The organism is Vreelandella andesensis, from assembly GCF_003989795.1.
Taxonomy (GTDB): domain Bacteria; phylum Pseudomonadota; class Gammaproteobacteria; order Pseudomonadales; family Halomonadaceae; genus Vreelandella; species Vreelandella andesensis.
In genome coordinates this window covers 92,084-113,858 of record NZ_RZHG01000027.1, presented here as the reverse complement: position 1 = coordinate 113,858, position 21,775 = coordinate 92,084, and the positions used below count along the sequence as shown (strand labels likewise).

The following is a 21,775-nucleotide window of genomic DNA, read 5'->3' as shown; positions in this document are numbered from 1 at the left end:
ATTAATTTTAATTAAAACGCGGGGCGCTTGGCAAACTTAGGCCTTGTGTATCTTTGGCTGAAAGTGTCGGGGGGTGATTGTTTACCAAGGGCCATTGAATATTCAGGGTGGGGTCATCCCAACGCAGCGATACTTCATCCCCCGGGGCGTAGTAATCGGTGCATTTGTACTGAAATTCGGCTTCGTCACTGGTGACATAGAAGCCATGGGCAAAGCCTGGCGGCACCCATAGCAGTTGTTTGTTGTGTTCGCTTAGCGTTGCGCCTACCCATTGGCCGAAGGTTGGCGAGCTTGCGCGCATATCAACTGCCACATCGAATACTTCCCCTTGGGTAACCCGTACTAACTTGCCCTGGGGCTGTTGGTGCTGGTAATGCAACCCCCGCAAAATACCATGGGCGGATTTGCTGTGGTTATCCTGCACAAAGGTGTGGTGCCCGCAGTGGGCTTCGAATTCACGTTGGCGAAAGGTTTCCATGAAGAAACCTCGCTCATCACCGAAGACTTGCGGGGTTAACAACACCACATCGGGAATGGCGAGTTTTTCGTATTGCATTTTACATCCTTAAGCCATTGCCAGTTTTTTTGGCCACGGACACTCACTGAAAAAAAACGGACAAGGGCAAAAACCAAAACCAAAACCAAAACCAAAACCAAAACCAAAACCAAAAAGAATCTTTTGTTTTTGTCCGTACTGTCCGTGTAGTCCGTGGCAAAAAAATTATCGTTTGATTGCCACAAGACGCTGTAAGTATTGGCCATATTGCGTTTTGGCGAGTGGTTTGGCGAGTTCGGTTAGGTGTTCGTCGCTGATCCACTGCTGCTGCCAGGCGATTTCTTCCAGGCAGGCGATTTTAAGGCCTTGCCGGTGTTCAATCGTTTGGACGTATTGGCTGGCTTCTAACAGGCTGTCGTGGGTGCCGGTATCCAGCCAAGCGAACCCGCGGCCAAGGCGCTCTACGCGTAAATCGTCTCGCTTTAAGTAGGCGTTGTTCACACTGGTAATTTCTAGCTCGCCACGCTCTGAAGGGGTTACGTTTTTGGCGATTTCAACAACATCATTATCGTAGAAATATAAACCGGTAACGGCATAAGCTGACTTGGGCTTTCTCGGCTTTTCTTCGATGGAGATCGCGTGGCCCTGCTCATCAAATTCCACCACGCCGAAGCGCTCGGGGTCTTTAACGAGATAACCAAATACCGTTGCGCCCGAGGTGTGCGAACTGGCGCGTTTTAGCTGATCGGAAAAGTGTTGGCCGTGGAAAATGTTGTCGCCTAATACTAAGCAAACTGGGCTGTCACCGATGAATTCTTCACCGATAATAAACGCTTGGGCTAAGCCATCAGGGCTAGGCTGCTCGGCGTATTGCAGGCGAATGCCAAAGTCTTCGCCGGAGCCCAGTAGGTTTTGGTACTGGGGCAGATCTTCCGGCGTTGAAATAATTAAAATATCGCGAATGCCTGCCAGCATAAGCACCGAGATCGGGTAATAGATCATCGGCTTGTCGTAAATCGGCAGGAGCTGTTTGGATACGCCACGGGTAATGGGGTGTAACCGCGTGCCCGAGCCACCAGCCAAGATGATGCCTTTTCTTGGTGCACTTCGACTCATTGGGGTCTCTTTAATCGTTTAACTATTAGCCACGGACACTCACTGAAAACACGGAAAAAGACAAAAACAAAAATCTTGTGCTTTTGTCCGTGCCGTCCGTGTGGTCTGTGGCTAATTCGGTTTATTTTAACTTTCTAAATGTTCTATAAGTGTAAGGGCTAGCTGGCTTTGCCACGTTGGCAGGGTGATGCCAAGTGCGTTTTCTAGCTTGCCCAGTGCCATGCGCGAATTCAGCGGGCGTTGGGCGGGTGTTGGGTACTCTGACGTAAGGATGCCTGCGGTTTTTTCAGGCGTAATCGCCAGTGGCTGCCCTGCTTTTCGGGCTTGGTTAAAAATCTCACTAGCGAAACCGTGCCAGCTGGTTTCACCATTGGGGGCTAGGTGGTAGATGCCCGGGGGGATGTGAATGGTGAATGGTGAATGGTGAATGGTACAAGACAAGGCAGTGATTTGAGCGATTAGGCGTGCTGGGGTGGGCGCGCCGATTTGATCGTTAACGATGTTCAGGGCGTCACGTTCACGGCCTAGGCGCAGCATGGTTTTCATGAAGTTGTTGCCACGAGCGGCGTACACCCAGCTGGTGCGAAAAATCAGGTAGCTGGCTCCGCTTTTAACAACCGATTCATCCCCTTCTAGTTTTGTTTGTCCATAAACGCTTAGCGGGCCTGTCGGGCTGTCTTCCTGCCAAGGGGTTTCACCGTTGCCTGGGTAAACGTAATCCGTTGAGTAATGAACCAACGGGATGTCCTGCTTCGCGGCATATTCCGCTAATTGCGCGGGCAGCTCGGCGTTTAAGCGTTTCGCCTGTTCTGGCTCGCTCTCTGCGTTATCAACGGCGGTATACGCCGCTGCATTAAGTAGTAAGCTGGGCTGGTGTTGTTGAAGATAAGCATCAATGGCTTCGGCGCTGGTTAGGTCGAGTTCGTGGCGGGTTGGGGCCAGGATAGTGCCTAAGGGAGCAAACTGGCGCTGGAGTTCAAAGCCCACTTGGCCATTGCCACCGGTGATAAGAATATTCATGGTAAAGCCTTGTTTTGGCATGCGTTACAACACCGAGGGTGGCACATCGTAGTGCGGTGCAACGAGGTCTTGAGGTACGAGCAAAACCGAGGCACCTGCAACGGCGGCGAAGCCGCCCCATAAGGCCGATGGTGCCAAAACAGCACCGCTTCGCGATGCACCCGCGGGTGCGCTGACGCTTACGCCGCGCTACGTATTCGTACCCAGCCGCTGGTAGCTGCCGTCTTGTACCCGTTTCCACCAGGTTTCGTTGGCGAGGTACCACTGTACGGTTTTACGTAGGCCCGTTTCGAAGGTTTCTTCTGGCGTCCAGCCGAGTTCGCGTTCTATTTTGTTGGCATCGATGGCGTAGCGTATATCGTGGCCGGGGCGGTCGGTGACGAAGGTGATGAGTTCTTTGTAAGAGCGCCGCGCTAGCGAGGGGTGAGCGCCCTGCGGGCTTGTGAGGGGTGAGGGGTTGCTCATCACTCCTAATCTCTCACTCCTAACTCCTCTCATACCACTTGGCATTAGCTCATCCAAAATCTCACAGATGGTTTCTACTACGTGCAAATTCGTTTGTTCGTTATGGCCGCCAATATTGTAGGTCTCGCCTATTTCACCTTCACTGGCTACTTTAATGAGCGCACGGGCGTGATCTTCTACATATAGCCAGTCGCGGATTTGCTGACCGTTGCCGTAGACCGGTAACGGCTTTCCAGCCAGGGCGTTGAGGATCATCAACGGAATTAGCTTTTCCGGAAAGTGATAAGGCCCGTAGTTATTTGAACAGTTAGTGACCAGCGTGGGCAGGCCGTAGGTGCGCTGCCAAGCGCGAACCAAGTGGTCTGAACTGGCCTTGCTTGCTGAATAAGGCGAACTGGGCGCGTAAGCCGTGGTTTCGGTAAAGAGATCGTCGGCGCCTTCGAGATCGCCATACACTTCATCCGTACTGATATGATGAAAACGAAACGCTTCTGATTTAGCGGTATCTTGTTGCTGCAAACTCTTCCAATAAGCACGGGCAGTTTCTAGCAACACGGCGGTGCCTACCACATTGGTATGAATAAACTCAGCGGGGCCGTCGATGGAGCGGTCTACATGGCTTTCTGCAGCTAGGTGCATCACCACATCGGGCTGGTGGTGTTCAAATAGTTGTTGCATGGTGAGTGCGTCACAAATATCTGCTTGCACGAAGGTGTAGCGCTCATTATCAGCCACGCTTACCAGCGATTCTAAGTTGCCTGCATAAGTGAGTTTATCGACATTCACAACACGGTGGCTGGTGTGTTGGATTAATTCACGAATAACTGCCGAGCCAATAAAGCCTGCGCCGCCGGTAATTAAAAACGTTTCACGCATACTTGCATCTCATTAACGGCCTCAATGACGCTGTCACTAGCGCTCGCTTTGTCGTAACTCTAAATTTGCCCGCGCTTCTTTGGCTCTTTTACTGGCTTCTTGAACCGCCTTTTTCGCTGCAGCGAGTGCCTTTTGGTCTGCTTGCTCTTTGGCATCGGTTAGTGCTTCTTGCGCGGCTTTTAAATCAGCGTGGCAGGCTTGGAGATATTTTCGAGCACCAACCACATCGCTTGGTAAATCGGCATGGCGTTTCTTTTGATCGACATCGGAGTGATAGGCAGCAATAGCATCGTTAATATCGTCGTACCAAAAAACATTGCCTTTTTTGAGATAAACCCCTGCCTGGCAGAGATCTTTCAAAATGCCTTCCGAGTGAGACACCATTATCAGAGAGGCTTGACCTGTCTTCGATTCAAATAATGCTTTTGCTTTGGCTTTGAATGCCCTGTCACCAACGGCGGTGGCTTCATCGGAGATATAAACATCAAAATCAAACGCAAGCGATAAACCAAACGAAATACGTGACTTCATACCCGATGAGTATGTGCGAATTGGCTCATCAAAGGCTGGGCCAATCTCTGCGAATTCTTCTACAAATTTAATCACCCGTTTAACTTCATCGGGGTCACTGCCTTGCACGCGGGCCACGAATTTAACGTTCTGTCGGCCCGTCATGTTCCCCTGCATGCCACCAGAAAGTCCCACTGGCCAGGAAACACGGCTGTGACGAATGACTTCACCGCGTTCTGGGGTGTCCATTCCAGCAATAAGACGCAGAAGAGTCGATTTACCAGCACCATTCGCGCCTATCAAGCCCACACTAACGCCCATAGGAATGGTGAAATTGACGTCTTTTAATACCCAATTACTACCATGATGATTGTGGTAGCGCTTATAGAGGTGTTTGATTTCAATCATTTGATTTGCTTTGTGAGGGGTGAAGTGTGAGTGCTTCGCTGTGAGGGGTGAAAGTAAAACGCCTCACCAATCACTATTCACACCTCACTTTTTTACCTTTACGCTGATAAAGCGCTTCTACTTCAGTTTTGAGTGCGTGTTTGGCGGTTTGTTCACCGTGGACGAGGAGGATGGTGCGGGGCCAGCGTTTGCACTTATTGGTGTTATAGCACGTGGTAAGCGAAGCGCACCCGCGACGGGACGCATTTAGCGTTAGCCTTTAAGCGGCCTGACTTTTTAACAACGGCCAAGCTCCCTGCCTAAAGGCATCTAAAATAACGATTTCAGTAATCGTCCCGTCCTCTGCATAGCTAATGTGCGTATTCCAGTCTTGAGACACTTCTTTAACAGTAGATTTTTCCGACAAATGAAGTACTAAAATGTCATCTGCCTCATCGTAAGTAATTCGAATTATTATTTCTAACCTTGCCGCTCTCTATCAACTCAATTAACTCATCGTCTTTTATATTTCTGGCAGCCAACTTTCACCTTACCCCTCAATCCCTGTGATCCTTCACGATCATGATGATCATGCTGAGGATGAAGGCTAGGAAGATTGTGATAATGGCGAACACGCTGCTGTTGTAGAGCCGGTTTGGCTCAGTTGGGTACTCAGGAAATAACGGGCTTTGCAACACGCTAACCTGCTTAAGCTGCCGGGCGGCTTCTAATCGGGTGTTTTCCAATGCCGCTAACGCACTTGAGTAGGTTTCTTGGGCAAACTGGGCTTGAAGCTCCAGCGTTTCATATTCAGCCGATACGCGGTTTAACGAGTTACCGGTTGCTTGTGCTAAACGGTCACGCTGTTCAACGATTTGGTCGCGCAGCGCGGTGATGCTGCGCTCCACTTGTCGTAGTTCAGCTGATTGTGAGCTTTGGAAACTTGCTAAGGCATTACGTTGCGCTTGCAGGCGGGCTAGGTCGCCTTCTAGCGTCGCGACTACCTGGTTAATACTTTCAACCGTTGAGGTGGGTGATACTAAGCCGTATTCGTTTTGAAAATCGAGCAACTCTGTTCGTGTGTCACGGAAGCGATCTTCCAAACGAATCATCTGCTGTTCTAAAAAGCGCACTTGCTCTTCTGCTAAGCGATGGCCCATTTCATTCATGTGGTTTTCACCCGCACTTAGCAGCAATGCTGCCATATCTCGGGCAAATTCGGGCGTGTAGCCTTGAACGTGAATATTCAGCACGCCGGCATACTCATCTAGCTCTACTTCTACCCGGCGCAGATAGTATTTGTGCAGGTCTTCAATGGGCACGTTGGGATCGCGTAATTTGGCAAAAATATCGCCGTGTTCATTGTAGTGCTGGCGAATATTGAGCTGTTCATCTAGTAAACGCAGCATATCAACAGACAGCAAATGCTCACGCAGCAATAGAAGATCAGCTGTATTTCCGCCACCGCCCATTAGTGAGGATAAGCTGAATTCCGGCGTGGCTACCTGAGGACTCTCTAGCACCACCGTGGCCCGGGACACATAGCGCTCTTCTGCCCATACAAACCAATAAAAGGACACCAGCACAATAGCGACAAATGCTAACGCCCAATGGGGAGAAGTTTTTACAAATCGACGTAAGGAAACTTGCATGAATTATTTTGCCTTTAACTTATCAACAAAGCGCAGGTGCATCAGTAGCCCTAGCGAAATTAACGTGAAAGTGAACAACCACATATAAAGCATGCTGGTGCCGTGAACCACCTGATAGTTTTCAAAAAAGCCCAAACGAAGTGTTTCTAACCCATGAGGGATCGGGTTCCACATTAGGTATTCCAGCAGCCAGTGAGGCAGGCTATTGAGCGGTAAAATAACGCCAGAAACAATTAATAAGGGCAGCGAAATCATGCGAATGATTACGCCTATTTCAGGAACTAATGTTGCTGCCACTGAAGTAACTAATCCAGCCCCTAGGCCTAGGCTCCAGAGTGATAACCAGGCGGCAATTGCACGGATGCCGTTATCTGGGTACATATCCAAACCCAGCATTAGTCCGCCACCAATAAAGATCAGAAATACCAAACTACGTAGCGCACCTTCCAGAAAATTACGCACTAATACTGGGTCAATCGGTTGCACTTGCCGGTAAGCAAAGAGAGCCTTGTTACCATCAATTGCCCCCATTCCGCGCATCATGCCTTCACGTACTAGGGTAAACCCTAATAAACCCGCGATTAGCCAAGGTATAAAGTCAGCATTTGCGATAAATCGATCACCGCGAATAAAGCTGCGAACCGCAATCATAATTCCTACGAAGGCGACGGGTTCAAATATCATCCAGAACCAGCCCATGCGGTCACCCATCGTGCGCGAGAGTGCCTCGCGCACGAACATGGCGTACCAAACGCTGCGGGTAACTTGCCAAGGCGTGCGGGCGCCCTTCGGCGCGCTTTTTACATTTGCCATAGCTCTACTTTTAAATAAGTGAGATGTGAGGCGTGAGTTGTGAGGTGTCAGTGGTATTACCCCTCACACCTCACACTTCACTATTTACAAATCAACTGCGACGCGGGTGGCGACGGCGATTTGGAATAGGATCTGCGTCAGCGTAGAGGCTAGCTGTAGGTTGTGGGTAGGTGCGGCGGGCATGACAAGAATTTCATCACCTGGGCGCAGATTGACGTTGCGGGCGTTTTCTACCGCACCATTCTGACGAACCACTAGGATATGATTTTCATCAGCGCGGTTAGTAAAGCCACCGGCACTTTCGATGTAGTCAATCACGTTCATACCCGGACGGAACACCGCTGCCTGGGGCACTAGCACTTCACCGCTGATAAGCATGGAATCGCTTAATTCAGGAATAGTGATGACATCGCCATCTTGCAAACGAATATCAGAAATGCGGTCGTTGTAGGCAACCACCAAACGGCCGCTGGGCTCTAGCTCGCGGGCGCGCTCAATAAAGTTTTGAATCAGTTCGGCTTCTTGGGCACGAATTTGCGCTTCTTCGTTAGTTCTGGATTCGGCGCTTAAGTACGTCGTTTCTAAACGACGCAAGCTATCTTCCATCGACTGCTTTTGTTGCTGCCTAACACTTTCACGCTGCAGCGAAATACTTTGTACCGCGGTCATGTTTTCCGGCACTGGGATAGCATCTAGTAGTTCACTTAAGCGAGCATCGCGAGGTAGCGCGTAACGTGAAGGCCCATAGTAGCTCCCTTCTATTTCAACCACGATGGTTTCGCTGCGCTTGTCTGCGCTGAACAACACGTCATCGCCGCTGCGAATGGTCTGACCATAGAACATATCAATCGGGAAGTATTGTGCAATGGGCCCATCTTCCCGGTTACCGCGCAGAAGCACATGGGAAACTCCGCTTCTCAACCGCGCTAGGTTAACGAGTTCAGCACCACTTAACTGGTTTCCCAGTAATTCATAACGATGTTCACGGTGGACATCGCCACCCACTGCAATCGCGGGACCACGTTCTTCAACCACAATGGTATCGCCGTCTTGAAACTGCGGGCGGGCAATAGAGCCATTGATAAGAAAGTCGTAGAGATCGACGGTTACAACAGTGCGGTCGTTACGCATTACGCGAATTTGTCGATAGCTGCCCAAGTCTTGGTCGATGCCGCCAGCTTGATCAAGAAAATAGAGCACTGAATCGTTTGGCGTGCCTGCGAAGCGGCCAGGATTTTCAACATAGCCCGTCACGAAAACGGCAACGGGTTGAACGCCCTGTACGTTGGTGTAGACCTGTACGTTTTCTGGATACACCGACATAATGGCACCGCGTACACTGCTTTCTACTTGCTGGCTGTTTTGGCCTTCTACATTTAACGGGCCAGAACCAGGTATAAAGATATTGCCTTGGGCATCCACGGGCAGCACTTTTTCAAACTCAAATGCGCCCCAGACACGAACGGTAATTTGATCGCCGGGTTTTACTTGGTAGCTAGCGTTCAAGCCATCGCCCATCGCACCACGAAAACCACCGCTAAAAAGATTGGCACCGAAAGGCGGTAGCGCATTAGGATTTTGCGGCTGTGCGCTGACGGGCCCGTAAGTACCGCTACGCCAATCTGCACGGGGCGTGTCATCTACCTGTTCTTGCTGCTCGCGGGCCTGCTCTTCTGGCAAAATAGTATTAGGCAAGCTAATGCTTTGCGCCCAACCCGCACTACTCATGGCACTACTGACCACAATAAAAGATACAACGGCTAGGGGGCGTTTAAACGAAAGCCGTTTAAGAAGACGAATAGCGTTCATTAGTAGCGCCCTTGTGCTGCAGTGGATGTAACGGAGGTGCTTTGACTCAGCACCCGCTGATTAACCCAGCCGTTAGGAGTTTCGCAGGTGAGTGCGGTGCGGGCAGCGCCACTTCCTGCTTCTACTACCCGCAGCTGCCGGCATTCTCTGCCGCTCGCCGCTAGATAAGGGGCATCAGCAATGACTTCAACGTTATCGCCCCATGGGCTACGCGCAAGATTAATAACGGCACCGGCGGGTGCTTGGGATAAAAAGCCGTTGAGGTTGTCGTCACTCAGCAATTTGGCTGAGTCGGTATTCAACACGTATTGGGCTTGTTGCTGTGTGCTATTGGGGTAGGTAGCACAGCCGCTTACTACGGCAACGCTTAACGCGGACAACAGCATGCGAGCTGACCGCGTTAGAGAAAATTGAGTATTTGACATGATAATTTCCAGTAAAAAGGCACGCTACCGCCCAGGGATTATAACGGACGCATTCCCTTGCCCTACGCTGTGCGGATTTAAAAAATGGTTAACCTGTACTATTGAAGCGATGCCATTGTAAGGGATTAAATGGTAAGGCTCTACGTTGACAAACCCTATACAATCTATTTATTAAATTTTGCTACATTAACATTGACGAACATAAAGAGAGATAGCCTTGTGAAAGCTTACTTTTTTCAGCACGGGATCAATGATTTAACAATTAATTTTAACCATTAGCATTAACTCCTACCCTCGTAAGATTTGCATAGATACCCCAAAACGAAACTAGTAAAAAAGCATACATTATCACGCCGCTGCTATGAGTCAGGAACGCTTGGGACAGGCCAAAATTGATAAAGATGCCCAGGAGCAACACTCTCGCGGTAGCAATTGATCGAACTCGACCGTGTCGGCGGGGAGCTAGCCCCCGTCCGCATACACCACCTGGCGTATGGATCCAATGGGATGGAGCCCTTTTCACCCAAGTCGTCGCCATGCGCCATACTGAGAGGGTGAGGTCACCAGCTGAGGAGAGCACCCCATGAGCATTTCACGCGGTGGCGTCGATATTGCTAAATCCGTCTTTCATGTTCACGGCGTCTATTGTCATGACCAGGTCGAGTGGCGCGGTAAGTACAAGCGCGACAAATGGCTTGATGCCATCGTCAAGCGCCCCCCCACGGGGACCGTGATCGGCGTGATCGGCATGGAGGCGTGTGCCTCCGCCCACCACTGGGCGTGTGAGCTGCAGGCACGCGGTTATCACGTCAAACTGATCGCCGCACAGTTCGTCAAACCCTACGTCATACATGTGCAGTCGTACCTAACGCCGATCGTGCCCCATGCTTGCTAACGAGGAGGACTCCACATACGTACCACGGCGGTTGGTCAAGTGTTCACAAACCACCGATCCATATAAAAGCGTACACCACGGAAGCCTTGCTTGTGCCACCAACAGTTATTCATCGCAAAACGCGTGTGGTGAAGCCTCGCGGGAATGCTCTGACTTTTGGATATGGCTGATACGGTGAAGACGTTCCCCTGCAGGGCAATGGTAAACATCGGCTTGTTCATCGTAGTGAAATTGTTTTTTATGATAAGGTGCGCCCATCGTACTTTTCTTTGGAGAACACAATAAATCGATATCGCGTGCCAGTGCCTGATGGATGACGCTATCGGTAAAATATCCCGTATCCAATAACAGCTGACGCTGTTGGCTAGGTACCACACAGTCACTTTGATTAAGTAAGGTCGGCATTACGCGTGTCTCAGACATGACATCAACGACATAAGCGATAATCACACGGTGTTCATTGGCAAGAACCGAAGGCGTGTAGGCCGCTGCAAACCTACGCCCTCGCTTTTGCTTCTGTATGGCAGCCTTGGGCTCGGTCGAGCTTACTTTTAAGCTTTCCTCTGATTTTCCCCATTTCCGACGAGCTTGCTGACGTTCATGGAGTACTTTCTAGCAATGGTGGGCTTGTTCCAGCTTATGGGCTGCCTGCTCTGCAGGCGCGTTGTTATGGGTAACGGCTTTTTCAACCTCCTGCTCTGCCTGTTGCACCCAGGCATTTACCGCTTCTGCTTTGAGGTGCCGGTAATGCGAACAGGCGGCCTCAATCACCGTGCCATCTCCCGCCAACCGATCACTCTTTGACCCCATGCGATGTAGAACCGTGCGGGTAACGGCTTCAAAGAAGCCGTGCGTCAGTTGATGTTCATGACGCGCGATAAAACGCCCGATATTGGCATGATCCGGGGTAATGCCGCCGGTGACCCACATGCAAGCCACATCAACACGCGCCAGGTGTTCTATACCTCGCAAAGAAGAAATGCCTTGCATCACCCCATGGAGAATTAATCCCATCATGGAGCGCGGAGCATAGAGTGCTCGGCCTGTCGATGCATACTGAGCTTCGAAAGATTGCCAGTCCTGAGCATCTAGAATGTCGGCGACAGCAAACGGCATTTGGATGCCAAGCTGCTTAAGGTGCGCTTTAACTGAACGGTTGCCGATAAAGAGGGCCGCCGGGTCACCTCGCAGGAAACGGCGCCCCGTTTGACAGGCAACAGGCGTTGGCTAACGCTCCAGCTGCCCGGCAGCAGGCGCGTCAAACAACGTAAATTGGCTTTCTGAAAGCAGTACTGGCTTTTATTCTTACCCATTGGCTTGCTCAAAGCGGTTAGCGTACAACTAGCATGATATATCAGGGCCCTTCGCGACACCCTCGAGTGGGCGATGCTTTACGCGCTGTTGGGTAAGCATCGATTAGTAAAGCGTGGAACAGTGGGTGCCCACTGTTACTGGGCAGGATCACAACGCGCTGAGCTTTTCACGATGTACGCTTAGATTTGCAGGACAAAAACACTTGGCTTGGTACTTTATTCTGAGTTAGCATAAAGGCTAGCTAACGTTCTTGATTGCTAAACAGCTGATTGAGAACACCAGCATTCTACCCAAGTGCGGATTACTATTATGTCCCACTTTTCTAACCGGCTCTCACTCGGCATTTTAAAAAATCGGGTGAATTGAGTCCCCCAACATAAATGTGCCTATACGATGGGAGTCACGTCCAAATTTCTTGGACGCCTCTGGCCTCAACACATTTCTACTCCTAAAAATGAACATTAACTGCCCATCATTACTGCATGCTTACTCAGACTGCGGGTTACGTCAGCTATTGCTGTGGCTGAGAGTGGTTGCGGTGAGTTTTAGGTAGCATTGACTCTCTTGTTCATCATTAACGCTTTAGCACCACTGCCTAACTAAATTTGGCTTCCCGTGCTGGGCTTACCTTACTGATTTTAATTTATAACGCCACTTTTCTGATGCTTAGCATTGGGGAAATGGCATTCGCATGCCCGCTATATGGGTGGTGTGCGCTGATTGCCGCCTTGAATTTTTAAAACGCTCCTAGCGGCTGGGGCACACAGATAATCACACCCAACTATCAGTCAAGCAGCCACAAAATCAGCAGGAGCGCACACTTTGGACATATATCTACAGCCATTACCAAATCTCACGTTTACCATTAAATCGCGTATGGCGACTCAATCAACGCTAGAACTGCTCAATCTGACAGAAAACCAAAACTATCAGCGTGCCGCCTTGAATGGCGATCACAATATATTACTGACACATCCTCCCATTTTATTGGTTCACGAGGGTGGAGGTCAGTCACTAGTGAATAGAATGTCATTACAGGCACAATTAAAATTTAGCAAAAAATCACAAAAAAATAACATTCATCTACCCAGCAGCCTGATTGTTTATTATATCGACGAAAAAACTCTTAATGGTGATTTAATTATGCTTGCGAAATTTCTTTTCGGCCCCATTCAGCGGCTTAATTACGCAAAGAAAGATTCGAAAGGTCGCCTTATTTGGAAAAAAATTATAAACGATATCTTTGAAAACACAGCTCTAAATGAGTGTATAGAAAACACACTACTCAATGGTGATGAGCTATCTGTAAGCCATTTAAAAAAATTACTAAGCTTTGCCAATCTTTCTGATAGCTCAATCGCACACGAACTAGGCCACATTAAAAAGAAGACAAGAAACCTACAATTAGACACTAACAAAAGCAACGACCCTAATAATTCGATTATGACCCCAGCACCGAACAACCAAACTTCGCTCTCAAGCAATGCTAGAAATAAAAGAAATGAACAAAGAGCAATTGATATTAAAGAAACGTTATCCAACATCAAACGTGCCGCCGAAAAAGCTGAAATTAATGCCATTAAAAAGGACAAATAACAAATGCTTAATGGATTACCTTACCCCGATGAAATTCGTAAAGAATGGTGGTCGATTATGAACAGATCATCTCTCTCGGCCATAGAGAAACGATATGCCGATGATATTATTCGCTACGCACAACCACCCCTATCGTTTGAGACGTTAGAAACGGCAGCTGCTTTATATGCCAGTGATATTCATGCACGTGAATTTAATTCGACAATTATAGCATTACAGAAAACTAATCTGATTGGCCGCACTGCGCCACAGTTAATCGGCACTCACTACCCGGTTTACTATGCTCTAACCAACAGACACCAATTCCCACGAAACTCTAACGCTTTTACTATAAGAGCAAAACGGTATTTTAGTCATTTATTCGCCAGCGTAGCTAAAGATAAAAAAATTTCCCCAAGAAAATTTTACGATCACGTGATCGCATCGAGAGATGTTATTTGCGCCATCCTTAAGTCTGATTACAATATCACTGGCACCCAAGAGCCTATTGAAAAAAAGCTCCTTGACGCTATTAATAGTGATTCTTTATATGCACAGAGAAATAGCTTAAAAGGAAAAGTCGACATCTTTACCATGTTAGCAACAAAGAAGATTAGTCCGGGGAAACAATTACGAAACTACCAGATCAAGGGCTCCCGTAATAGTAATAGTAATAGTAATACTATTAAAAATGATCCCTGGCATAACCAACATTTATCAATGCTAGCCAGTGTATCTTCGCCGCGACGCATCTTAATTCGCAACGAACTTTCTGACCAATACGATTCAAGCGTCGGTCAAAGAGACATTATTGGCGTTGAAATGGAGATCGTCCAAAACAATAATCGCAATAAAAAAAACAATGGTCTTGAAGAGGTGAGTGAGGAGATTACTCTCCAGCGATCAACTCCTAACATGCTCACTCGGGCAGATGACCAGCAACTAGTACGCCGTTTTACCCGACACGCACCGGCCTCGTCGCTAGCGGCCGTTACCGATCTAGCTAGATTAACGGATGAGACTATCTATGAGATTTTGGGGTTGCCGCTAGATAGAACACTAGAGCAGTACGCTATTTTATTGCTATCTCTCGGATTACCACCCCAGCGATTGATGCGACTCACCATCAGTCAACATGCCAACGCCGTCACTAGCGATAAAGAAGATGAACGCCCATATTGGTGTATCGCTGAGAGTATGCTGTGTTACCGACTGCTAGATGGTCCCTCAGCGTATCATAATAATCCAAAAAACCAGTGGGTTAAAATTACACTCCCCCACGGAATGGCTCAATTTTTCAATAGCTTAGAATTATATGAGCGCCCCTTTCGCGGCGCTCGGGGGCATCTTAATCGTCAGCTAAAAAGACACTTTCAGAACAAACCAGGCACTATGCCGACGGCTAACCGCTTGAGTGCTAGTAGCTGGCTCTATCGACGACCACACGCAATTGATGACGTGTCAGCCGCCACACTATCGGGACAGTTTAGGCTGGGATTAGCAGCACCAGCGGCATATCGCCAACTGCAACGTGCTGAATGTCAGCAACTATTTAATAAAACGCTGAAACACCTGGGTATTACTGAGTTTATTTCGCCTATCAAAGCGAGTATTAATACTCTTAGCACACCAACCACGATTGGTTCAGCGATCGCTCAGTCAGCCGAATTTTTTCAACCAATTTTTGAGAAGATTCGTGAGGTTATGCGCGAACCACACGCTCAAATGAGCGGATGGTGGCTGACAAAACCGTTTCCTATCGATGCATTAATCAGTCTATCTCAGCTAGTGTCAGCGCATGAACTGCTCGGGTGGCAACTCGCGTCGGGAGCCCGCCCGATTGGACCCAGCAGCGAAAACCGTATCGGTAAAAAACATCAATGGATTCATGATAAGGACTCGGCACGCGGGATCGAGTCGCGAGTAGTTCCACTGCTCACTAGTATTCGCAACAGTTTGTGCTCGCTACAGCGATGGTACGCGTCACTCATCTCCGTTGCTAACTCAGCCGGCGTCGTTATCGATGATCAGCGAAACGGACGATTGGACACCCCCGGATGGCTATTTCGAGCAAAACGCGGCCAGCAAGTTGTGATTCGCGACATGAGATGGTCCGATTTATCAGCTCTCAGCCTGCCGAATTTATCTGGCTGGCCGAGCAATGTTACCCGCCACTCACTCGCGACCCACCTTCGCAGCCACGTTTCTGATGCCCAGGTAGATGCGTTACTCGGACACGCCAGTTATGGTCGCAGTTTATCCTCACCTCGCGCGGATACAATGCCAGCGATTAACGAGCAATCTCAGCTGCGACATACATTACAAGCATGGTTAAAAACATGTGGTTATCAGCCTCTCGATTGGAGTCACATGCCGTGGAACTGATAAATGCGGAGGAATTAATAAGCATCTGGAAACAAGAAAAGCATCCTCTGGTTCATTCATTAAAACTCGCTGACACGACGTTGATATTGAGTACTATTTTAGAGGATAAAAAACCAACTCAAAAGCTGACACTTGATCAGAACGATGTACAAACTCTGATAGATATTTTTTTTACTTGGCGGCAAGCTGCCGGACGTGCAGTTACGCGTCGACAAGCACTAGAGCGCGTTAATCGAGTAATGACGGCAATCAACACCGTCCCAGGCATGCGTGCCGTGTTGATGCCAGAACCCATTGCTGTACATCGACCGTCTGCTCTGCCAACGACACCCCGTATGTTTTCGATGCACGCGCAGATGCAGGCTCTGGAAAAGCACTTATCACCTTGGTGCCGACAACATAAATGCCATGATGCATGGCTGATGTTGCTAGCTATCCGGCTCATGTCCCGCCTGGGTATGAGTGAGACCGTGATGATTGGCACACTAGCCATGATCTCACCGGAACATATCAATGGAAGAGAATTATCTATTCCTTCCTCGCCAAACGCACAGTGGCCTGCAGATGGCCATTATCGGATAAGTTTAAATGACGATATTTGGGTGCCATTGAGGGCCATCATAACGCTGACTAAATATACTAACGCAGCAGGTTGGTTATTAGGAAAAAACGATAGCGACAACCTCACGCATAAAGCTCGACGCCTGTTGTTACGCCAACGCTTAACGTCAATCACCAAAGAGTGCCTGACATCACTCCGCATGCACCCTGACAGCTACCAGTGGCAATCGTTGAAGAGATGGTCCTCAGTAGTATTTGCGAGCCGACACATGGCGGTCATGCGAGGCATACCGCCAGTTTGGGCAACGTTGCTCCGAAAATACCCCCTACCAACATGCACACCCGTGCCGCTTCTCACGAAAAGCGGTTGCGCTCACTACTACGCACCAGGGGAGAGCGAAGGGCGCCTACCAGAGAGAACCTCGAAGCCTCTTTCTAGACCAGCGTCATTTCCTGAGGCTGGACAAAAAACACGCCAAGCAGGTATTTCCTCTGTTCACATCGAGCATCTGCCAATTGATTGGCAGCGTCGGGCTAAAAACCTATTGCAACAGTTTTTAGTTGAAGTTAAACAGCTAAATCCGAAAAAAGTGACAGCGAAGAAACATAAAAAAGATATGCCGACGCTACTGGTTCGCTACGAAAAAAAATTAGATAGGCTCATAGGACATCGGGGCCACTACCTAGGGTGGGTACTGCAGTTCCTGTATTATCAATTGCGAACCGAAGGCAATAAGCTCAGTACCGCACGCACACTGCTCTCTAGATTGACGCCTATGAGCATGCTGCTTCATGACGGCGTGCTCGATCTGAGCGACTGGGATGACGACGTAGTCCTAGAGCTACAGATAGAGGCTCAATCAGGCTCTCAATGGTCTACTAGCACGCTAGAAAAATTCAACGAAAGTTTCCGCCAATTTATGCGATTTTGTCAGCAATATGGGGTGCTCGAAGATGTCTCCATCCCAAAAAAGCAATCCGGATCACTCGCCCCCAGCGTGTTAAGAACGCGCATTATATCACCGGATTATATGCAGCTGCTATGGAATACGCTGACACATAATGCGCCGCCCGGCGATCCACGCCAAATGATGGGGCTGGTGATTGCATTAGGGTTTTACGGTGGTTTACGCGCCTCTGAAGTCGAATCTCTCACACTAAATTCCATCGTTTTTGGCGATGCGAATGAACAAGGGTATCGCAACTGCTGGGTCGAGATTCTGGGTGGAAAAACGGCCGCTGCGAGACGACGGGTGGCACTGCATATCATGGCTCCACCCTCAATCGTTAACGCTTTTTATACATGGGTAAAAACACGACGTCTCGAATGTTCAACGTTGCCACTCAAAGAGATAGCGCTGTTCGGTCCTCGGCACTCCCCAGAGACTTATATGCGATCATCGTTAATTCAGCCAGTTATCGAGTGGATGCGCCACATGCTCGGCGATGACATTGATTTTCATGGCCTACGCCACGCCGCAGTCTCATGGACACTACTCAGGTTGCATGCTGCTCAATTCCCCCATTTTAGAAATACACTCCAGCACCAGTATCACTGGATGTTTCAACCACAACCACTGCAACTAATACTGCAGCACTTTTGCGGTGCTGAAGGGAGTGACACACTATCGAGGGGCACCTTGCTCTTACAAGTAGCGAAATGGATAGGCCATCGCGAGCCTGGCACATTGCTAGAAAACTATGCACACACACTTGGCCTCATTCATAGCGATATACTGGCACCAAAAACCAAACTAAAAGGCTAAAAGCCTCCCACTGAAACCCATGCCTGCCCTGGCATCCTACTTGCTAGGGCAGCTACTATGACATTCCCCGCATTCCCACTAGGCCTTGCCTCTGACCGAAGAAAAGCACAACTCCTTTACAAGTCAAAAAAGCCCTGATATTTTTACAGCTGTTAAGATAATTGTCTTAACCAGGTTTGGCGACCTGACAAATCCAAGGCGCTTCAGCGCTACTGCCATGGCTAGCATATATCGTTACGCCAAATTATGGCGGTCGTGCGTGGGAGACTCCTAAGTCTGCCGGTTCTCTTGGATGCCGGTTCGCCAACCTGCGTACGGCCGCCCCCATACTGTTTGGCGACAGAGGGGATGGCTCTAATATCCAAGGAGCTTACCCATGGCACTGTGTATCATCACGTCCCTTCATTATCAGCAGACACTTACTTCTGCCCCGTTTATCGTTAATTCCTACCCCGCTTGTTCTCACTTTTCACGTATTTCAGCACTGCGTACTTCCACGTTTAATTGTTGCGTTGCTTTTTTTGCGCCAGCAGATGGTGTTCAGGAGGTGCGCTCATGAGCCAAATAACCTCCTCCTCACTACCACCTCGTAAACCACGTCACAATAATCCACTGGGGCGTATGATCGCAGAGGCACTAGACAACCAGCTGCTCCACTACGCTTACACCAATACTGAATTCACTATCCCAGACGTACGAAACGTCCTGCACGCCTTGCCAGAGTTTGCCGACTACGACAAAACACGGTTGCGCTACTATGTTCGCGATCGCGTACATGCACTAGAACGTCTAGGACTTGCGACTCGCGTAGGAATGGTCGATAAAAAGCGCGCTATTTTTCGCTTACATTTTGATGTGGAAGAAACGGTATGTGAACAACCAACAACCGACGATACATCACCGGTTTCAGCGCGGCTTAGCACGAACGACGATCTCCTTACCTTTCTTGAAAAAGACCGTCAGCATCTCAACACTTGCATGCATATCGCGATCAGCGAAGCTGAGTATTACAAGAAAATCCTCGACCAATACCCCACCGAAAAAGCGCGCATTATCCCCCTACTTCAAGCTGCGACAGAAAAGAGCAATCATCTAAAAGGCAAGTGGGACGCTAACCTCACCTTGCGCTCTCAGCTGACAAGTCAGGAGTTGCGCTCATGATTTCCAGTTCTCCTGCGCAACAAGTGAATCACACCAACGCATCTATCCCGATGTTACGTCAGTGGCAAACAGAATGCTTAGAACGTGCGCTCATACAGCTATCATCAAAAATGCCGCACTTTCTCTGCCAAGCCACGCCAGGGGCAGGAAAAATGTTGCTGGCCGCCGTGCTCACCGAGGCGCTAATAAAACGGGGTGATATTGACTATGTAGTTTATCTTGGCCCCACGCGAGCAGTGGTAAATGACGCGCGTCGTACACTAGAAAAAGTACTCAACCGCTCGCTTGATGGTCGGCTGGGATCCATTGGCGTGACATTAACGTACCACGCGCTTTCCAACCGTTTGGTTTCTCTACAACAGCTAGGCCAGAACGGCCATGTACTTCTGATCTGGGATGAAAGTCATCATGCCTCCGCCCCAGGCGGCCAAGTACATCAAGCCAACCAATGGGGGCTGGCACTCATTGCGCTAGAGCGGCATGTACGCTTTACGCTGGCTTTGTCAGGGACGCCCTGGCGGACGGATGGCAGTTGTTTACCGTTACTACGCTATGTTGAAGCAACCGACCTACCAAGCAATTCTAGTGACTCGCTCCCCCGCGTACCGACGCAAAAGCACTTAATACCTGATTACGTGTATACCTTAAAAGAAGCCATTCAAGACGGCGTATGCCGCTATCCAACGATAGAGCTTGTCGATAACCACTCTATCGGGATAACAAGAACGCATCCCAGGACTGGGCGCAAGGAAGCACGTCAGTATGCAAGCATTCCGCAACTGCTCAAGCATCCAGGCGTACACTATGCCGCCCTTCTGCACGATGATGCTCCGCTTCAGCATGTATTAACGCTCGGCATCAACCGCTTAAGCACCCTCCGCCAACACGACCCGAAAGCAGGTGGCTTAGTGGTCGCTGCTAGCATTCAGCATGCCGAGGAGATTACGCAGCGTTTAGAAGATGCACACCAAACGGTTTGTTTAGTCACCAGTCATGATCCAACGGCGCATACGCAATTAGAAACCTTCCGGGACGCCGACACCGCCTGGATTGTCTCCGTTGGGATGGTCACTGAAGGGGTTAACCTGCCTCGGCTACGAGTTTGCTGCTATCTCAGCCACGTGCGAACGGAACAGTTCTTTCGTCAGGTACTCGGACGCATTATTCGCCGCCAAACCCGTCATGATGGGCACTGCTATTTCTACGCGCTTAATGAACCTCTTTTGCGCCGGTTTGCTCGACGACTGACTGACGACCTTCCCGATGAGTTAGCCAAGGTCGAGATGTAGTGGTCAAGTAAAACTGGCCACCGGTTTATAGTTAACCCAGTATTTTTCCTCTGCCTGATTTGGACTCATACCACCGTTATGTTGGTGAGGCCTAAGCTGGCTGTAATACCCGATTAAATAGTTCACGATATGGTGCTGCCCCTGCAAGAATGAGCAATAGCCATACGTTGGCACCCATTCAACTTTTAAGCTCCTGAAGAACCTCTCCATTGGCGCATTATCCCAGCAGTTCCCACGTCGGCTTAGGCTTTGTTTTATCTGACATTTCCAGAGCGTCTGACGGAACTTGCGGCTCGTATAATGACTGCCCTGATCGCTGTGGAACATAACCCCTTTTGGCCGCCCCCGACCCTCATAAGCCATTTTTAATGCACTGCTGGTGAGTTCGCTATCGGGTGACAACGACATTGACCAGCCAATCGTTTTCCTAGCAAATAAGTCCATGACAACGGCTAGATAAGCCCAGCGATTGCCAGTCCAGATATACGTGACGTCGCCACACCAAACCTGGTTGGGTGCCTCGACGTTAAACTGTCGCTCTAAGTGGTTCGGTATCTCAACATGCTCATCACCTGTTTTCTTGTAGGTGTGCCCAGGAACTTGGCAGCTAACTAAACCAAGTTTTTCCATCAAGCGGCCAGCGCGATAGCGGCTTAACGGAATATTCTGCCTTGTCGCCATCTCTGCAATGCTGCGCGCACCTGCAGAGCCTTCGCTCTCGCGAAATAGTTCTCTGACCTTGGCTATTTCCTTGGCTTTCGTGGCACACACAGGTCTTTTTGAACGTTGTCTCCAGTATTTAAAGCTGCTGCGATGCACGCCAAACACGTCACACAGTTTTTTTACCGGGTAGCTCGTCTTGAGTTTCTCGATTAGCGAGAAGTGTTCAGGGAGTCCGACATCAAGAGAGCGGTAGCCTTTTTTAAGATGTCTTTTTCCATCTCAATGTCACGAATGCGCTTTTCAAGCTCGCGAATCCTGAGCTGATCAGGCGTCATGGGCGTTGCTTTAGAGCTTTGGCCAACACGCTCTTGGCGTAACTGACGCACCCATTTATCCATGGTCGAATGCCCCACATTCATGGCCTCAGCCGCTTCTCGAACCGTGTAGTGTTGATCGACGACCAGCTGTGCTGCTTCGAGCCGGAATTCAGGGCTAAAGTTACGTTTTGGTCTTGTTGCCATGCTGCCACCTAGTGATGTCTTGGTGCATATTAGCACCTCTAATTAGGTGGCCAAATTCACTATGCCACTACAAGAG

At 49.3% G+C, this 21,775-nt stretch carries 19 protein-coding genes and 1 pseudogene; 7 read left to right on the top strand and 13 right to left on the bottom strand.

The window, feature by feature from the left end; all coding sequences use genetic code 11:
- Nucleotides 1–7: 7 nt before the first annotated feature.
- From rfbC to ELY33_RS14660, 10 genes are all read right to left on the bottom strand, one after another.
- Entirely contained in the window at nucleotides 8–556 is a 549-nt protein-coding gene (gene rfbC / locus ELY33_RS14705; RefSeq protein ID WP_126948656.1) for a dTDP-4-dehydrorhamnose 3,5-epimerase, read from the bottom strand.
- A gap of 165 nt (nucleotides 557–721) precedes the next feature.
- Nucleotides 722–1,612, bottom strand: coding sequence for a glucose-1-phosphate thymidylyltransferase RfbA (gene rfbA / locus ELY33_RS14700; RefSeq protein ID WP_126948655.1), 891 nt, complete (start codon nucleotides 1,610–1,612; stop codon nucleotides 722–724).
- Nucleotides 1,613–1,738: 126 nt separating this feature from the next.
- Nucleotides 1,739–2,632: a dTDP-4-dehydrorhamnose reductase gene (gene rfbD, locus ELY33_RS14695; protein WP_126948654.1), complete on the bottom strand. Its 894-nt coding sequence runs from the start codon at nucleotides 2,630–2,632 to the stop codon at nucleotides 1,739–1,741.
- 189 nt (nucleotides 2,633–2,821) lie between these two features.
- Complete coding sequence (gene rfbB, locus ELY33_RS14690) at nucleotides 2,822–3,973, bottom strand: dTDP-glucose 4,6-dehydratase (RefSeq protein ID WP_126948653.1); 1,152 nt, start codon at nucleotides 3,971–3,973, stop codon at nucleotides 2,822–2,824.
- Between the two features lie 36 nt (nucleotides 3,974–4,009).
- Complete coding sequence (locus ELY33_RS14685) at nucleotides 4,010–4,891, bottom strand: ABC transporter ATP-binding protein (RefSeq protein WP_126948652.1); 882 nt, start codon at nucleotides 4,889–4,891, stop codon at nucleotides 4,010–4,012.
- Nucleotides 4,892–5,150: 259 nt separating this feature from the next.
- Nucleotides 5,151–5,336: a DUF2283 domain-containing protein gene (locus ELY33_RS14680; RefSeq protein ID WP_279629883.1), complete on the bottom strand. Its 186-nt coding sequence runs from the start codon at nucleotides 5,334–5,336 to the stop codon at nucleotides 5,151–5,153.
- 91 nt (nucleotides 5,337–5,427) lie between these two features.
- Complete coding sequence (locus ELY33_RS14675; RefSeq protein WP_126948651.1) at nucleotides 5,428–6,522, bottom strand: KpsE/RkpR family capsule polysaccharide export protein; 1,095 nt, start codon at nucleotides 6,520–6,522, stop codon at nucleotides 5,428–5,430.
- A 3-nt stretch (nucleotides 6,523–6,525) separates the two neighbouring features.
- Nucleotides 6,526–7,335: an ABC transporter permease gene (locus tag ELY33_RS14670; RefSeq protein WP_126948650.1), complete on the bottom strand. Its 810-nt coding sequence runs from the start codon at nucleotides 7,333–7,335 to the stop codon at nucleotides 6,526–6,528.
- An 84-nt stretch (nucleotides 7,336–7,419) separates the two neighbouring features.
- Complete coding sequence (locus tag ELY33_RS14665) at nucleotides 7,420–9,144, bottom strand: polysaccharide biosynthesis/export family protein (protein WP_126948649.1); 1,725 nt, start codon at nucleotides 9,142–9,144, stop codon at nucleotides 7,420–7,422.
- Nucleotides 9,144–9,569, bottom strand: coding sequence for a DVU3141 family protein (locus ELY33_RS14660; RefSeq protein WP_126948648.1), 426 nt, complete (start codon nucleotides 9,567–9,569; stop codon nucleotides 9,144–9,146). Before ELY33_RS14660 ends, ELY33_RS14665 begins: the two co-directional genes overlap by 1 nt.
- Before the next feature lie 742 nt (nucleotides 9,570–10,311).
- On the opposite strand from ELY33_RS14660, the pseudogene ELY33_RS18410 reads away from it, so the two are divergent.
- Nucleotides 10,312–10,416, top strand: a pseudogene (locus ELY33_RS18410) (IS110 family transposase); the annotation flags it as partial.
- A gap of 153 nt (nucleotides 10,417–10,569) precedes the next feature.
- Here the strand turns inward: ELY33_RS18410 and ELY33_RS17900 are convergent.
- Together ELY33_RS17900 and ELY33_RS14645 are read right to left on the bottom strand one after the other, a co-directional pair.
- Nucleotides 10,570–10,914 (bottom strand): hypothetical protein, encoded by a 345-nt coding sequence (locus ELY33_RS17900; protein ID WP_167470099.1) that lies wholly within the window; start codon nucleotides 10,912–10,914, stop codon nucleotides 10,570–10,572.
- Nucleotides 10,915–11,076: 162 nt separating this feature from the next.
- The gene (locus ELY33_RS14645) at nucleotides 11,077–11,580 is read right to left on the bottom strand and encodes a transposase (RefSeq protein WP_126948646.1); all 504 of its coding nucleotides are present in this window, start codon (nucleotides 11,578–11,580) and stop codon (nucleotides 11,077–11,079) included.
- Between the two features lie 1,020 nt (nucleotides 11,581–12,600).
- Here ELY33_RS14645 and ELY33_RS14640 point away from each other — a divergent pair.
- From ELY33_RS14640 to ELY33_RS14615, 6 genes are all read left to right on the top strand, one after another.
- Nucleotides 12,601–13,374, top strand: a complete 774-nt coding sequence (locus ELY33_RS14640) for a hypothetical protein (protein ID WP_126948645.1) — start codon at nucleotides 12,601–12,603, stop codon at nucleotides 13,372–13,374.
- Between the two features lie 3 nt (nucleotides 13,375–13,377).
- Complete coding sequence (locus tag ELY33_RS14635) at nucleotides 13,378–15,738, top strand: hypothetical protein (protein WP_126948644.1); 2,361 nt, start codon at nucleotides 13,378–13,380, stop codon at nucleotides 15,736–15,738.
- Nucleotides 15,729–18,065 carry a site-specific integrase gene (locus ELY33_RS14630; protein WP_126948643.1) on the top strand — a complete coding sequence of 779 codons (2,337 nt, stop codon included), beginning with the start codon at nucleotides 15,729–15,731 and terminating at the stop codon, nucleotides 18,063–18,065. The genes ELY33_RS14635 and ELY33_RS14630 overlap by 10 nt, the downstream gene beginning before the upstream one ends.
- A gap of 376 nt (nucleotides 18,066–18,441) precedes the next feature.
- Nucleotides 18,442–18,624 (top strand): hypothetical protein, encoded by a 183-nt coding sequence (locus ELY33_RS14625; protein WP_126948642.1) that lies wholly within the window; start codon nucleotides 18,442–18,444, stop codon nucleotides 18,622–18,624.
- Nucleotides 18,621–19,226 (top strand): hypothetical protein, encoded by a 606-nt coding sequence (locus ELY33_RS14620; protein ID WP_126948641.1) that lies wholly within the window; start codon nucleotides 18,621–18,623, stop codon nucleotides 19,224–19,226. The genes ELY33_RS14625 and ELY33_RS14620 overlap by 4 nt, the downstream gene beginning before the upstream one ends.
- Complete coding sequence (locus ELY33_RS14615; RefSeq protein WP_167470098.1) at nucleotides 19,223–20,515, top strand: DEAD/DEAH box helicase; 1,293 nt, start codon at nucleotides 19,223–19,225, stop codon at nucleotides 20,513–20,515. The genes ELY33_RS14620 and ELY33_RS14615 overlap by 4 nt, the downstream gene beginning before the upstream one ends.
- 3 nt (nucleotides 20,516–20,518) lie before the next feature.
- Here the strand turns inward: ELY33_RS14615 and ELY33_RS14610 are convergent.
- Nucleotides 20,519–21,699, bottom strand: a protein-coding gene (locus ELY33_RS14610; protein ID WP_126948640.1) for an IS3 family transposase whose coding sequence is annotated in 2 segments (ribosomal slippage) — nucleotides 20,519–21,432 and nucleotides 21,432–21,699 — 1,182 coding nt in all. Because the reading frame shifts where the segments join, the coding sequence is not laid out codon by codon here.
- Between the last annotated feature and the right edge of the window lie 76 nt (nucleotides 21,700–21,775).